Source organism: Serratia sp. OS31 (assembly GCF_014164835.1).
Taxonomy (GTDB): Bacteria; Pseudomonadota; Gammaproteobacteria; order Enterobacterales; family Enterobacteriaceae; genus Serratia; species Serratia liquefaciens_A.
The window spans coordinates 22,782-38,464 of record NZ_JACJFQ010000016.1; the positions used below are offsets into that span (position 1 = coordinate 22,782).

A 15,683-nucleotide genomic window follows, 5' to 3' on the forward strand; every position below is an offset into this window, starting at 1 on the left:
TATCAATAATGCTAAAGCACTGGCCCCCGATGAACGCCCTGCGCGGTTTTGAAGCCGCCGCCCGGCTGGGCAGTTTCCACCAGGCCGCCGATGAGTTGCACCTCACTCAGTCAGCGATCAGCCAACAAATTCGCAGCCTTGAAGCCTTCCTGGAGCAACCGCTGTTTTTCCGCAGCGGCCGCAGCGTCAGCCTGACCGATGCCGGTCAGGATCTCTACAGCACCGCCCAGGTGATGCTGCAACAGTTGGCCGTTGGCATCCGCCGTCTGGAGCAGTACCGCAAACCCAACCAACTGATCGTCAACACTACGCCGGCGTTTGCCCGCCACTGGCTGGTTCCACGCCTTAAAAGCTTCCACCGGCAGCACCCGGATATCGACCTGTGGCTGTTCACCACCTTCGATCCACCGGATATGGCGACCGAAACCGTCGATCTGGCGATACGCGACGATCTCAGCGCGCAAATTGAATGTAGTCTCAAAATGCTGCATCAGGATCGGCTCTATCCGGCTTGCCATCCTGAGCTGCTGAAGCGGGATATGGCACAACGCACCACCTTGCACGGCGAACGTGAGATGGACTGGAGTCATTGGGCGGTTCAGGGCGGCGCCAACGTTGGGCAAAGCAGCCACGGCCTGAACTTCTCCGATCCCGGCCTGCTGTTGGATGCGGCCTGCGACGGTCTGGGCATCGCTCTGGTCAGCCAACTGCTGGCACAGCAGGCACAGGCTAGAGGCCTGCTGCAGCCACTGACGGAACAAAGCGTGCGCGGCCCCCATTGGGCATGGCTGATTCATCGCGACAGCGAGAATAATCCCCTCACTCAGCATTTCTGTGAGTGGTTACTAACCCAATTACCGGCGGCGATTTAACGTTCTACCTCACGCTTCCAAACGCAGGATAAAGCGCGACGGATTGAGCGGTGCTACTTTCAATCAAGCGCCCGAACAAGCTTAAACAATGGCGCTAAGTGGTTGTTGAGATTGAATTCACCTGTCATCGTTCAATTCGAAAGGAAAGGCTATGCATTCTGGTTTATTAAAAACATTAGCACTTGGCGTGGCGTTAGCCACTCTCAGCCCTTCGGTATTCGCCGCTAATCTGAACGCCGGTGCCGTGGCGGCGCCGGATCAATACGGTGCCAAAGTGGCCGCACAAATTTTGCAGGCCGGCGGTAATGCTGTCGATGCCGCGGTCGCGACCGCCTTTACGCTGGCGGTGACCTACCCGGAGGCCGGCAACATCGGCGGCGGCGGTTTTATGACCCTGTACGTCGACGGCAAGCCCTACTTCCTCGACTACCGGGAAGTCGCGCCCAAAGCGGCCACCAAAACCATGTACCTTAACGAAAAAGGCGAAGTGATCGAAAACCTCAGCCTGGTGGGCACCAAGGCCGCCGGCGTACCCGGCACGGTACTCGGGCTGTGGGAGGCTCATAAACGCTTCGGCAAGTTGCCCTGGGCAGAGCTGCTGACCCCGGCTATCGGCTATGCGCAGCAAGGCTTTAAGGTGGCCGATCAGCAATACCAATACCGCGAGGATGCCAACAAGCTGTTCGCCGACAAAACCAACTTCGGCGATTACTTTGGCAGCATGAAACCCGGCGCGGTGTTTAAACAGCCGGAGCTGGCCAAAACTCTGGAACGCATCGCCAACCGGGGTGCAGAGGACTTCTATCAGGGGGAAACCGCCAAACTGTTGATCGCCCAGATGCAGCACGATGGTGGCCTGATCACCCAGCAGGATCTGACTGACTATCGGGTAAAGTGGCGCGAACCGATGAAAATCGCCTGGCGCGGCAATACCCTTTATACCGCCCCGCTGCCCAGCTCCGGTGGTATCGCGCTGGCGCAGTTACTGGGCATAAAAGAAGACCGAGCTGCCGATTTCAAAGGCGTAGAGCTGAACTCCGCCCGCTATATTCACTTACTGTCGGAAATCGAAAAGCGCGTCTTTGCCGATCGCGCAGATTACCTCGGCGATCCTGACTTTGCCAAGGTGCCGGTTGCCCAGTTGGTCACCCCGGATTATTTACAAAAGCGAGCTGCGGAGATCAACCCGACCGCCATTTCACCGACCGAAAAGGTGCGCCCAGGGTTGGAGCCCCATCAAACCACGCATTTCTCGATTGTTGACGCTCAGGGTAACGCGGTCAGCAATACCTATACGCTGAACTGGGACTTCGGCAGCGGTGTCGTGGTGAAAGGCGCAGGCTTCCTGTTGAATGACGAAATGGACGACTTCAGCGCCAAACCGGGCGTGGCCAATGCCTTTGGCGTAGTCGGTAGCGACGCCAACGCCATTGAGCCGGGCAAACGCATGCTTTCGTCCATGAGCCCGACCATTATCACCCGCGACGGCAACGTTAGCCTGGTGATCGGCACCCCTGGCGGTTCTCGCATTTTCACCTCGATTTTCCAGGTGATAAACAATCTCTATGACTACCGGTTACCGCTGGAACAAGCGGTGGCCGCTCAGCGCGTCCATCACCAACTGTTGCCGAAAGACACTATTTTCTACGACGCTTTTGCCCCACTGACCGGCAACGTGGCCGACCAGTTGAAAGCCATGGGATACACACTGGAAGATCAGGGCTGGTACATGGGGGATATACAGGCGATCCGCGTCAATGGTGACACGCCGGAAACCGCCTCCGATCCGCGTGGCCGTGGTGTGGGGTTGGTAGTGATGAAATAACGATAAAAAAACGGGCGCACCAGTGAAAGGTACGCCCGTTTTTTTGGGTTTCTACTGCTTGGCGACGGCAGGCGTAGCACCGGCATTCGCCAACTCGCCGTACACGACCTGACCACGGAAGCCACGCCGCACCTGTTGGAACAAGGCGCGGAAGGCCGGATAATCCTGCGCCTGGCAGAGTGCGTCCTTGCCACGCACGGCATTCAGCTGTAGCCGATGGTTGCCCACCACCTGCTGTCCTTCGAGCTGCCATTCAACCTGGTATTGACCGGCCGCGTTGCTGAACTGCTGGTTTTTGGGAATGGCGATAATCGGCACGCCGGCGGGCAGGTGCAGGCGATAGGTCTCGTCGTACTGCTGCGCGGTACAGAAGAACGGCGTTTCGTTAGCCGGGGCGGACGTCGTCGAGTAAAGCGTACGGAAAGACTTGCCGCCGGGCGGCGTCGGTACGGCCATTCCGCCCACTACGCTGAAATCGACATAATCCTCGGCTTTGAATTTGTAACTGTAGGCAAACGGCTTTTTGAGATCGAACGCATCGCCTTGCTTCACGATAACCCCACGGCCATCAATGCCTGAGGACGCCATGATGTTCTCTTCGACTCTCGCCCGGTTCTGCTGATTGATTTGCGAGAAATAGCCTCTCAGGTTGATCTCATCCACCTCACCCAGCTTGCGTTCGGTTTGGCCGCGCATATTGCCCGCTTTATCGAAGTAGAAGTCCACGCTGAGCGACGTATTGTTGCGCTGTTCGTCGTTATCCGGGGTACGCGCCAGTTTGGCTTCGCGCGTCAGCAGCACCGGGGCCCCAAGATCGGCCCCCGGCAGTTGGCCGAAGCGCGCCCACGGGCTGGTAGAATCCAGATACAGATTGAACTCCGGCACGTAGGTAATCGCGTGGTTAAACCGGCCCAGCAGCGGCACCGTCGGCAAGATCGGCCCTTGATCCATGCCGATCAGCACCGGTGAACTAACGATGCCCTTGGCGGCCAGCAACGCCTCGAGCATCACCACATGATCCTTGCAGTCGCCATAGTGGTTATCCAGAATGCTCTGCGCCGAATTCGGCTCCAGCCCGCCGTTGCCCAAATAGACCGCAACGTAACGAATATTCTGTGCCACCCAGCGATAAATCGCCGCCGTCTGCTCACGACGGTCGCTGATGCCGTCGGTAATTTTATCCGCCAACGCCTGGATCGCCGGGGTCACTTTGGCCGCCTGACTGGCTTTCTGTTGATAGGCTTTGGCCAGCTGTGGCCATTCGCGGTAGGTACTGGCCATGATGGTTGGGCTGAATGTCCAGCTGTTCGCCGACCAGTTTTGCGCTTCCAGCGGTTCACTGCGCCGGTAGTGCCAGCGCCAGTGGGCCTGACCGTCACGGATCTGCGGCTTATCTGCGCCCTCTACGCCTCGGGTAAAGACATGCATCGGCACATTGGCCGGCGCCTGCAAATTGACCTCGGCGTCATCAAACTGGTCGAAGACGCTGAAGGTCTCCCACAGGCCGAAGTAGTCCGGGAAATACGGTGTATTTTGCGTGCGCAACACCTGATACACCACGCGAGAACCCGGCGCCAGGTTGGAGAAGACGATCACCCTTACCTTGCGATCGGCATACAGCGGTGCAGAGGCGCTGGAGTAGCTTTCCTGGGTATAAATGCGATCGGGCGCGACATCATGGCGCTGTCCATCGGCCGTCAGCGTATAGGCCGAAACCACCTTCAGCGTTTCCATTTTTTCGCTGTAGCTCAGGCGGATCTGACTGAACTTCTCCACCGCCGCCTTGGTTTTGAGCAGCACCTCATAACTCTCGGTCTTGGTGTTGCTGGCATTGGCATTGACTTGATAATCCGCGCGGTAACGTACAAAGCTGAAATCATTGCTAACGGCGGCATCCTTGGCGGCAACCGCGGGGGCCTCCACGGCCAACAGCGTTGCCGGGTGCGTCGCCGCCAGTCCAGCGGCCAACACGAGAGAAGGGATGATAATTTTCATCTTCGTTCCTTGAAGTTTTTTAAACGATAACAGTGACATTGATAAAGTACTGACCACTGGCGCAAGAGCGGCACACTAATACAATTGAGAATCGTTTTCAATAAAATACCGGTTCAGCCCGGCGTGCCTGACCTAACCCTGCTCTATCAACATGACAGCCGTGGTATCACTCTCCAAAGCATCAAAAATATGCTCGCGGTCGGCGGAGTAACTGATGTAATCCCCTGCACTCAATTCTACCGGCTGGTCCTTAGGCCCGACTAACGCCCTGCCGCTGCTGATAATCACATGCTCAATGGTGCCCGGCATATGCGGCCGCGAAATGCGGGCTTCGCCCGGTTGAACCTGTAGACGGTAAATATCGCGCTGTGCCCCTGGCGGACAGGTCGCCAACAAGGTGGCGGCGTAGTTGGCCTGTTCGGAAACCGTGGTCACCCCTTCATGGGCGCGGATCACCTGAACGTGTTGGCGTGGCTGAGAAATCAACCGGCTAACCGGCACATCCAGCGCCATCGCCAACGCCCATAAAGTTTCCAGGCTGGGGTTGCCGCTGCCGGTTTCCAACTGCGAAAGCGTCGATTTTGCAATGCCGGCTCGGCGAGCCAATTCGGTAACCGAGAGGCCCAATCGCTCGCGTTCACGGCGAATGGCGGCCGAAAGCAGGCCGATGGGCGTAGCGTTATTGCTGACAAAGTCGCTCATTGTTCACCATATCGTTCATTCGTTCGACTTGACGAACGCCCATCAGGTGTTCATCATAATGTTCAGTTGTTCATTTTAATGATAACCGCCAACGGCGGCAAGCGCAGCGCGCTAGCAGGGAGAAAGCAAATGAAGATAAAAACCGGTGGCGTGTTGCAGATGACCCTTGCCATGGTCATTTCCGGTACCGTGGGCTGGCCGGTGGTGCTGCTGGGGCAGCCGCCCGCCACGGTGGTTTTCTGGCGCTGCGCGTTTGGCGCGCTAGCGATGCTGATCGCCTGCGCCCTGCTTGGCCTGCTTAAAAAAGGCATGCTGACCCGACGTCAGGCCGCCATTGCGGTGCTGGGCGGCATCGCCCTGGTGCTGAACTGGGTAATGTTGTTCGGTGCTTACACCCATGCCTCTATTGCGGTGGCGACCGTCACCTACCACGTCCAGCCCTTTATGCTGGTTGGGCTCGGGGTGCTGTTTTTCGGCGAAAAAATGACGGCGACCAAGTTTGGCTGGCTGGTACTGGCCTTCGTCGGCATGCTGCTGATCATTAGCGGTAAACAAGATGGCGGCGATGCCAGTGCCGATTACTTCACTGGCGTGTTATTGGCGCTGGGCGCAGCCTTTATGTATGCGGTAGCGGCGGCGATCGTCAAGCGTTTGAAAGAGGTACCACCGCACCTGATCGTGCTGATCCAGCTCACCCTGGGCGTCGTGCTGCTGGCGCCGTTCGCCGGCTGGGCCCAACTGCCGTCAACGGCCAACGGCTGGTTGCTGCTGGCGACCCTGGGCCTGGTGCACACCGGGCTGATGTCTTCGCTGCTGTACAGCGCAATCCAGAAAATCCCCACCGCCCTGGTAGGCGCGTTGTCTTTCATCTATCCGTTGGTGGCGATTATCGTCGACTGGGCGGTATTCGGACACCGCCTTAGCCTGATGCAACTGTCGGGCGCCGCCGCCATCTTGCTTGCGGCGGCGGGCATGAATTTTGGCTGGCGACTGGTGCGGGAAAATCGGGCTAACCGCCCTTCATCCGATAACGCGGCATAAAACCGGCGGGATGCCGACTGGGGTTCCCGCCGAATTTTAGCGTTGCCTGACGTTACTGCGCATTTTTTGCCGGACTTAGTGTAAAGACTTTTGGATTTTTGCCTATCCACTGCGCCGCAAGTTCGTTGAGTTGTTCAACGGTTACGGCCTCCAGCAAAGTGTCTTCCTGAGCCAACGACGCAAAGTTTCCGTCATCAGCCGCCACCTGCGCCAAGGTGTCTGTCCAATAGCTGGCGCTGTTTTGGCTGGCCTGTTGTTCGATCCGCCAGGCCTTCTTCGCCTTAATCAACTCTTGCTGGCTGACGCCTTCGCGCGCGGTCTGATGCAAAACTTTCAGGGCTATGTCGCTCAGCTCTTTGGCGCGTTGTGGCGCAACGGTAAAATTGAGACGTGCCAGATAATAAGGTTGCGGTAACTTGGCCAGCAACTGTGAGAACCCCAACGTATAAACCCCACTGGCCTGTTCTCGCAGGGCATAACGCAGGCGCAGGCTGACAATTTTATCCAGCAGTTGTAAACCGAGCTGGTTCGATTGCGACCATGCCGCGTCGGCCGAGAATTGCATGCTGACCATGGTTTTAGGGCTGCTGGCCAGCGGATAATCGGCCTTGAGGCTACGGTGTGTTGGCACAATGCCAAGATCCCGCCACTGGGAACGCTGCGTTGACGCCGGCAACGCGCCCGGCCAACGTTCCACCCATGCTTGCAAGCGCCGCAGGTCTATCGCCCCGCTGAGGGTTAACGTCATGTCCTGAGTCGCAGCAAACAGTTGCTGATGTCGCAGGGACAAACTTTCGACGCTGAAATCACGCCACGCGCCCTCTGGCGTCATCAATAACCGATCGCCATTTTGGTAGGCTGCCCGGGTCAGATGGTCCAGAAACTGCCGTTCAACCGGTTGTTTTGCCAGACTGAGGGCAAAGGCCTGTTTTTGCTGTTCCAGTTTGTTGGCATCGAACTGCGGCGCGGTGATTTTCAGATATAACAGCTGTAACAACGTTTCCAACTGTTCCGGCGGTGCCGAACCCCGCAGCCCGTGGTAAAGCATTTCATCATAGGGCGTGAGGCTAATGTCGTTCTGCTTGTTCAATCTGGCCAACTGACGGGCACTGTACTGGCCGTAGCCACTGGCTTCTGGCAAACGCATGGCCCAGTTGACTTCACCGACACCGTTGGCCGCTTCTAACGAGCGTCCTCCTGGAATACGCAATGACAGTTGAATGTCGTCTTTCAGGCTATTGTCCGCTTTAACGATCACCCGCAATCCGTTACTCAGGGTCCATTGCTCACTTCCGGCCACCGGCAGCTTCTGTCGGGCGATGATTTTGCCCGCCGTTGGCGAATTCAGTGACAATGTCACCGGCTTTGCCGTTAACGTGAAGGGGCCGGGCTGAGAATGGCGAATGCTTTCCCAGAGCGCCGCCAATTGCCGCGTGTCCAGCTTGTTTTTATCGCTGTCGGGGCCGATAAGCGCCAGGCGCGGTGATCCCACCGTCAGCAATTCAGCCACCTGCGCCTGAATATGTTTCACCGTGATGGCATCGAGCCAGGCCTGCGTCATCGCCAACTGCTGCTGTTTGTTAAGCATCGGCAGATCAAACTCGATGGCGGTCGTCAGGTTATCCGCCAGATAATCATGCTGATAGCGCCCTTCTGCCGCAGCCTGTTGGCGTAATTTGGTTAAGACCTGTTGGCGCGCAGCGTCCAGTTCTTGCTTGCTGACCTCTGCGCTGGCCAGGCGTTGCAACTCGACGAACAGCAAGCGTAGCGCTCCAGCATAGTCGTCGTCTTTAGGACGGGCGATCAGCAAATGCTGAATGCGTTGGTTATCCAATAGCGCGCCCTGTTGATTGATGCTGGCCATCGGGAGCATTTCGTTATCGACCAGCAGCGAGAGTCGCCGGTTAAGTATGTTGAGCCATAAGGTATCCAGCAAATCGCGCCATTGACCATTGTCGGTATTCAATGCCTGCGGCAGATCGCGCTGAATGCTCAACTGGATAATCCGTGTTCCCTGCTCAGGGTCCAGTATTGTGGTGGTCAATAATCCAGACTGTGGCGCAAATCTTTTCCAATCGGGATTGTCTTGCGCGGGATGGGCCGGTTTCGGCATCGTAAACAGGCTGCTCACCTGTTGACGCACCCTGTCGGGGTCGAATGCGCCGACCACCACCAACGCCATACGCTGTGGCTGGTACCATTGCTGATAATAGCCCATCGCATCGGCAACGGGCGCTTGCTCCACGACGTCCAGCAGGCCAATAGGATCACGCTCCGCATAGCGGCTGCCCTGATAGCGCAAATCTTGCAGCGACTGGTTGATACGAGACCCCACCCCTTGGCGCAAACGCCACTCTTCAACAATCACCTGGCGTTCCTTTTGGAAAGCATCCGGCTCGAAACTGATCCCCCCCGCCCAGTCCGCCAAAATGCGCAGACCCAGCTGCACTTGCTGTTCGTCGGCCTTCGGCAACGAAAGCTTGTAGGTGGTGGCGTTGAGACTGGTGGCCGCGTTCACGTGACTGCCCAGCGTAATACCCTGCTTTTCCAGCGATTTAAAACTGCTGGCACCGGGGAAATGGCGAGTCCCCTTAAAGGCCATATGCTCGACAAAATGAGCCAGTCCGCGCTGCCGTTCGGTTTCCTGCAGCGATCCGCTGTTCACGATCAGCCGTAATTCGGCACCGGGTTGCGATCGCGGCAACAGATAGACCTGAAGGCCGTTATCCAGCTTGAAGTGGTGTAAATCAGCCCGCAACGGCAGGGGTTGAGGGCCGGCGCCTTTTTGGGATGGCGCACAGCCCAGCAGCAGGACCAACAGAGGGATCATGACGAGCCGGTTCAACATGGTGGTGTAACTCCGTGATTATTCACCGAGGCCTCATCAAGCGCATAGCAGCGCTCGGCGATATCGGCCAGGAAAGCCTGGTGGCTGACCAATAACACCGCGCTTTGCGGAAGTTGTTGTTTCAGCAACAGCAGAAGATGACGGGCGCTGGATTTGTCCAACGCGGAGGTGGTTTCGTCCAATAAGACCAATGCAGGACGGTTAAGCAGCAGCCTGGCGAACATCACGCGTTGCTGTTCCCCTCCGGATAAGCGCTGCTGCCAGTCGGTCGATAGCGCCAGTTGCGCAACCAGTTGAGGCAGGCCAACCTGCGTCAATACCTGGCGATAGCGTGCCTCGCTGAAATTGCCGCGGGACAGCGGGTACGCCAGCAGGTCATCCAGCCGTTCAACCGGCAGATAGAGACGCTGAGGGATCCAGCACACCCTGTCGCTACGGTGGATCTGTCCTTGAAAGTGCGGCCAATGTCCGCTCAGCGTTCGCAACAACGTAGACTTTCCTATGCCGGAACGGCCCTGAATCAACGACAAACTACCGGCAGTGGCGGTAATGACGACGTTCTCCAACAGCGTGCGCCCCTCCGCCGTCTTGACGTCCAGCGTCGCTTGCAACGGCGTGGCCAGATCCGCCGCATTGTCCGTCGGGTCAGTGGCCGGGGCATCCAGCAGTACGACAAAGTTGTAAAGACGAGTCACGGTAGCCTGCCAGGCGGCAATTTCCCGATAAGAGAAAATAAACCACCCCAAGGCTCCAGCCACTTGCGCAAAGGATTGACGGATCTGCATCAGCCCGCCCAGCAGCAATTCGCCGGCGAGAAACTTGGGCAATGCAAAGAAGATCGGTGCCAGCGCACTCAATTGCTGATAACCGACGGTGAAGAATGAAAGGTTTTTTTCGTAACGGATCAGTTGGTACCAGTTTTCCGCCACGGCGGCGAAACGGGAAAGCAGCGCCGCTTGTTCATGCCGCTCGCCTCTTTGGCCGGCTATCGCGTCGCTGGCCTCGCGGCGGGCAATCAGCCCACTGCGATAATCCGCCTCGCGCCGCTGTTTTTCCATATTGAGCCGGCGCAGTGGATAGCCAATCCAATGCGTCAATCCAATAGCCACCAAGGTGTAGACAATACAGACCCAGAACATGTAGCCAGGCAGACGCCAACTGCGTTGCATCAGCTCAAAATTAAGGCTGCCGGACAGTTGCCAGAGAATGGTGGCGAATGAAATAAGGGTCAGCATCGAATGCAGAAAGGTGATCAGCAACCGCAGGCTGGACTCAATCAGCAACCGCACGTCTTCCGCGATACGTTGGTCCGGGTTATCTGGCACCAGCGCATTGATTTTCAGATCGTAGTGGCGACCGTCCGCCGACAGCCAGCGCGCCAGAACATGCTGGGTCATACCGATACGCCATCGCATGATCAAGCGTTGTTTGAGGTAGTCGGCAAAGACCACCACCAGGATCAACGCGGTGATAATCAGCAAGAAGTCCTGTAGCAAACGATACAGCGACTGGCTGTTGAGCTGCTGCAGCGCATTATAGAACTCGCCGTTCCACTGGTTGAGACGCACGTTGAACCAGACTGATGACAGGCTCATTGCCAACACCACCAAAAGCAGCAGCCATGACCACAGCGCCGCACGCCGCCCCCAGAAAGGGGCGGCAAGATAACAAAATTGCTTCAAAGTTTTCATTAGTGAACCGCTAACCCAGGTTGAGAAATTCCCATGCCTGACCGCCGGGCCTTAATGCCCGGGGTCAAGTTCATCAAAAGGGATCAGAGATCGTAATTCAGCTGAAGCCAGAACTGACGCCCCGGCTCGTAGGAGTGCAAGACCCGATCGCCATAAACAAAGGTGTCGGCCACGTTGCGTTTGTTGAGCAGGTTATTGACCTCAACCGAGATGCCGACGCCATAGGCAAAGGCCGGCTGCCACGTCACTTTGGTATCCCAGCGGAAATTGCTGGCGAAGTGGGTTTTGTCGTATTTGAGCATTTGCTTGCCGCTGTCGGGATCGAGGTAATATTCATTCCCGTAGCGAACCGCCTGATTACGTGCGCTCCGCCACTGCAAACGGTTATAAAACGTCAGGTTGTATTCCTGCCAGTCGCTGGTCAGCTCCAGGTTAAAGCGCCACGGCGAATTGAAGTCGGTGGCAGGCAGGTCAGCGGCGTTTATCACCCGGCCGTCATACCACACCTTGTCGGAATCCAGCTTGGTGTTGGGATCGAAAAACGCATATCCCTGGTCTTTTGGCGTGTTGCTTTTGCTCTGCTGCCAGCTTATGGACCCCGACAACGCATGCGTTACCGCACCCAGCTCCCAGGGTTTGCTGTTGCTGACCGCCAACGACAAGGTGTCGTGGCTACTGCGGCCACCGTTATCGAAAGTACGGATCCGCGATTTCATGGCGTTGGCGCTGTCGGCATATTTGGTGCGGCTGCGAACTTCGTCATGCCCTTCGCGGTGCACGTATTGCAAGCGCCACAGGCTTTGCATCACCTGTTGTTCAACGGCAAAGCTGAGCTCATCGTTATAGGGAGTGGACAGGCTGTCGACGCCTTCAAAATCTTTCACGCCATCCCAGTCGTTTTCCGCCGGATCCAAAGAGCAGAAATAGTAACAGTGTTCCATGCCGGCATTCTGCGCCTCATACAACGCGTAGGTCAGCATTGAACGACCGTAGTAGCGGTTGGCGCCGGCAATCAGAACGGTTGATCCGGTACCGAATACATCGAAACTGCTGGTCAGTCGCGGGGCTAGGTTGGTTTTTTCGACGAAATCGTCTCGGTCCAGGCGAATGCCCGGCCGTACGGTAAGACGCCCGTATTGCATGCTGTCGTCAAGGAACAACGCATAGTTGGTATAACCTGCCTGATAATTGCCTGCCCGGAAGCGAGTGACGTAACTGGCATTGTTCATGTACTCCAGATCTTCCGGGGTACCGCTGAACTTGTAACGGTAGTAATCCCGATCGCGCAGGTAACGGGCGCTGGTTTTGTTGACTTCAAACCCCATGTTCGGCGAATGACGCAGCCCCAGGGCCTGGAAAGGGGTAAACCTCAGCACGCCTTTCACCGCACCGCTGTTTTGCCGCGTCGTCAAATCCCCCTGACCGCCATTGTTGTAGTACTGCGGGTTGCGCCAGTCAGAGTAATCCTCCAGCGTGTAATAATCCTTCAGATCGTTGGTTCGCTGATCTTTTAACTGTTGGTAATTGGCGGTGAGATCCAGACTCGCAACGTCAAAACGATGCTCCAGTTGCAACGTGGTGCTCAGGCCATTGTGGTCATTGTCATAGCCTGAATTGAGTACGCTACTGGAAAACAGCTTGCTGGTGTAAGCCGAGTAATTAGCGGAAAGGTGCGCGGTGGTACGCTCATTGGCATCCCATGACAGTTTGGCGAAATAGTTGTCGGAAACACGCTTTTGATTACGGTAACCCGGCTCGGTAGACACAATTTCCAGGGCATTGTCCGGCCCTAACTGCAGGCCGCTGCCACCGGTGGTGTAGGTAGGCAAATCGGAGATACGGTGCGAGGCGGAAACCACGATGCCGAGGTTATCGGCAATCCCTGCCTCAAACCAGCCGCCAAAGTTCTGTTTGGTGTATTTGGGTTGATAGCGCCCAGGGCGACTGGTGTCGTTTTTGGCGCTGTCAAAATCCATATCAGGATCGGTGAACACTTTATTCCACGAGGAACGCGTTTCACGAAAATACGCATGCGCACTGTTTTCACCGCGCCAGCGGCGGCTGGTGACGTCCAACGTGCCGCCGGTGAAGCCGCCGTATTCAACCGGGATGTTATTATCGAACACCGTTACGCTGTCGATCAGGCGGCTATCGATATACATGCCCTGCTCGCTGCTGTCGATACGGGTGATGGTTTCGCCGTTACCGTCACTGGCAGGGTCAACGTCGTTGTTGAAACTGACGCCGTCTAACTTATAAGCATTCTGATAGCTCGACGAACCATGAATGGATATCGCCTCAGGTTTGATTTCACCCTGCGTCAGGCCGGTATTCCCGGCATTGGAAAACTGTACCGCAGGGTTGGATTTCAACAGTTCGGTGACGTTGCCGTTACCGGTTGAGCGTTGACGGATCTCTTCGGAAGTGATGACCTGCGGCGCCGACATCAGATTGTCCGCGCTGCGCCCGCCGGCCTCTCCCATCACCGACGTAGTTGGCAACACCATGCCCTTGGTATTGCCCAGTGCGGCCGGCGGACGGATCACATAGCCATTGCCGCTGTCGACCAACGTCAGGCCGCTGCCGACCAGGAGCTGCTGCAAGGCGGTCTGCGGACTGTAGCTGCCGTTGAGCGCCGGAGCACGCAAGTGCTGCAAGTCTGTCTCAGTGAACAACACCTGCAGTTGCCCCTGTCGCGCGATCTGCGCAATGGCATTAGCCAGAGGTTGTTCAGCCATATTAAGTTGCAGTGCTGCGGCACCAGCCAGTGGGCTGGACAGCAGCGTCGCCAGCGCTATCGCGGTCAGTGCCGGCATCCCAGAGCGTTTATTGTTTTTTTGCGTCATGTTGAGTGTTCTTCCCTAGAAAATGAAAGTGCCGTACCCATCGGCACAGCACCTGGGAAGACGTGATAATGAGAATTATCCTCACCTAAAAAATGAAATATTTTTTAACTTTTTTATTTAGCCTTTATTATCAATGCATTGCCATTTGCATCACGCACCACGCTCACGTTCAACAACAGCGGCAGCGCCGTCAGGAAAGCATCAGGATCGGCCAAATCCAAGGTGCCTGACACCGGCATTTCGGCAAGATCCGGGCTGGCCAAACTGATGTGGCCGGCCCGATAGCGGTTAAGCTCTGCTGCCAGGTCGCCCAATGGACGGTTGCGGAACAGCAATTGGCCCTGACGCCAGTCGCCTATTTCTTCCAACGATCTGCGCCCACGTTGCAGCTCCCCAGCGGTCGGCTCCTGACGAGCCAGATCGCCGGCGTGCAACAATACCGGGGTTGTGTGAGGCCGCCCCATCATGGCAACAATCCCTTTGCGCACCGCGACGGCTACGCTGGCGCCATCAAAGCGCACGTCAAATTCGGTGCCCACCACTCGCACCTGGCTTTCCCCCGCATACAGCGTAAAGGGTTTTTCCTTGTTAGCTGCGACGCTGAGATAGACTTCACCTTGTTCCAGCCAAAGCTGTCGCTGCTGTTGACCATACTGCACGCGTATTTTTGTTTGGCGGTTCAGGTAAACCCGGCTGCCGTCCGTCAGCACCACATCCCGGGGGCTGTCGGCGGTCTGCACGCTAAGGTTGTTGGTCAGCAACAGCGGTAGCTGGCTGGTCGGCAGCAGCAGCGCCAGGGCAAAGAACAATCCAGTGCCGCAACGGCGCAGCGGCCGTAGCCAGCCGGCAGTCTGGTGACGAACCGTATCGGCAGGTCGCGCTATTTGCAGGCAATCGCCCCAAATCTGCTGGATTTCCTGAAAGGCCGCCTCATGCAACGAAGAAGCAGCTCGCCAGTCGGCCAGTTGGCGCTGCTCGTCACGGGTTAAACGGCGCGCCTGGCTGCGACTAAACCACCACGCGGCCTGTTCATCAATCTCGCTTTTCAGCAAATGCTTGTCATTCATCATGTTGCACACTCTCCTGCCCGGCAAGATAACGCTTGCAGTGCACTAAGGCGCCGGCAATATGCTTTTCCACCATGCTGACGGAAATGCCCATTCTTTCCGCGACCTCTACTTGCGACAGGCCATCGAAACGGTGCAGTACAAAAGCCTGACGTCGCCGCGGCGGCAGACTGTTGATTGCGGCCTCCAAATGGTTCAAGCGCTGCTGATGTTCGAGCCTTTGGTGAGGATCGGTTTCAAAGGGCGCGACATCCTGTCGATAAATCTCTTCTTCCTGATCTTCCGCCAACAAAAGACGCCGCTTGCCGGCGCTGCGCCAATAATCAATCAAAACCCGATGAGCGATTTTGAACAGAAAGGCGCGGGTATGCTCAACCGGCGTCTGTTTCGCACGTTTTAGCCATAAGGCAAAGACATCTTGCGAAAGGTCTGTCGCGTCGTGGGCATTATCCAGCCGTTTGCGAAAGAAGCTCACCAACTGACCGTAGGTATTCTGGTAGGCCAGACTTACCTTTTTTGATGACGGTTTATTCATGACGATATCCGTAAAGATCGCACTGTCCCGAACGAATTGGCAGGCCAGGCTGCCGCAGAATTCGGAAACATTGAGTCGGTTACTCACGCTGCAGGCAGCAATATTTTGCAAAACAGGGGCGACTCTGAAGGTGAATACAATGGCGTTCACTCTTATAAGGCTGAGGGTTATAAGCAAAGCGCAGATCAAATGCAAATAATAATCACTACCACTATCAAAGTGATTATCATTGAGTATAATCCGCAGCATTAAATTCGATAT

10 protein-coding genes are annotated in these 15,683 nt (G+C 56.5%); 3 read left to right on the forward strand and 7 right to left on the reverse strand.

The annotated features are described in order from the left end of the window. The first annotated feature begins 8 nt into the window (after positions 1–8). Positions 9–872 carry a LysR family transcriptional regulator gene (locus H5P17_RS14655; RefSeq protein ID WP_182823633.1) on the forward strand — a complete coding sequence of 288 codons (864 nt, stop codon included), beginning with the start codon at positions 9–11 and terminating at the stop codon, positions 870–872. A gap of 151 nt (positions 873–1,023) precedes the next feature. Continuing rightward, on the forward strand, positions 1,024–2,697 hold the full coding sequence (gene ggt, locus H5P17_RS14660) for a gamma-glutamyltransferase (protein WP_182823635.1): 1,674 nt from the start codon (positions 1,024–1,026) through the stop codon (positions 2,695–2,697). Positions 2,698–2,748: 51 nt separating this feature from the next. On the opposite strand, the gene H5P17_RS14665 is transcribed toward ggt, so the two are convergent. Continuing rightward, on the reverse strand, positions 2,749–4,692 hold the full coding sequence (locus H5P17_RS14665) for a DUF3857 domain-containing protein (RefSeq protein ID WP_182823637.1): 1,944 nt from the start codon (positions 4,690–4,692) through the stop codon (positions 2,749–2,751). A 132-nt stretch (positions 4,693–4,824) separates the two neighbouring features. Then, the gene (locus H5P17_RS14670; RefSeq protein WP_044551247.1) at positions 4,825–5,394 is read right to left on the reverse strand and encodes a helix-turn-helix domain-containing protein; all 570 of its coding nucleotides are present in this window, start codon (positions 5,392–5,394) and stop codon (positions 4,825–4,827) included. A 129-nt stretch (positions 5,395–5,523) separates the two neighbouring features. Here H5P17_RS14670 and H5P17_RS14675 point away from each other — a divergent pair, with 129 nt between their 5' ends. Beyond that, a complete protein-coding gene (locus tag H5P17_RS14675) occupies positions 5,524–6,435 on the forward strand; it encodes a DMT family transporter (protein WP_182823639.1) in 912 nt (303 codons plus the stop codon). Positions 6,436–6,487: 52 nt separating this feature from the next. On the opposite strand, the gene H5P17_RS14680 is transcribed toward H5P17_RS14675, so the two are convergent. The 5 genes from H5P17_RS14680 to H5P17_RS14700 form a co-directional block, all read right to left on the reverse strand. Next, positions 6,488–9,283: a pitrilysin family protein gene (locus H5P17_RS14680; protein WP_255477924.1), complete on the reverse strand. Its 2,796-nt coding sequence runs from the start codon at positions 9,281–9,283 to the stop codon at positions 6,488–6,490. Then, positions 9,277–10,974 carry an ABC transporter ATP-binding protein/permease gene (locus H5P17_RS14685; protein WP_182823641.1) on the reverse strand — a complete coding sequence of 566 codons (1,698 nt, stop codon included), beginning with the start codon at positions 10,972–10,974 and terminating at the stop codon, positions 9,277–9,279. Before H5P17_RS14685 ends, H5P17_RS14680 begins: the two co-directional genes overlap by 7 nt. An 83-nt stretch (positions 10,975–11,057) precedes the next feature. Further along, positions 11,058–13,820 (reverse strand): TonB-dependent receptor, encoded by a 2,763-nt coding sequence (locus tag H5P17_RS14690; protein WP_182823643.1) that lies wholly within the window; start codon positions 13,818–13,820, stop codon positions 11,058–11,060. A gap of 113 nt (positions 13,821–13,933) precedes the next feature. Beyond that, entirely contained in the window at positions 13,934–14,890 is a 957-nt protein-coding gene (locus H5P17_RS14695; RefSeq protein ID WP_182823645.1) for a FecR domain-containing protein, read from the reverse strand. After that, positions 14,880–15,422: an RNA polymerase sigma factor gene (locus tag H5P17_RS14700; RefSeq protein ID WP_044551258.1), complete on the reverse strand. Its 543-nt coding sequence runs from the start codon at positions 15,420–15,422 to the stop codon at positions 14,880–14,882. Before H5P17_RS14700 ends, H5P17_RS14695 begins: the two co-directional genes overlap by 11 nt. Between the last annotated feature and the right edge of the window lie 261 nt (positions 15,423–15,683).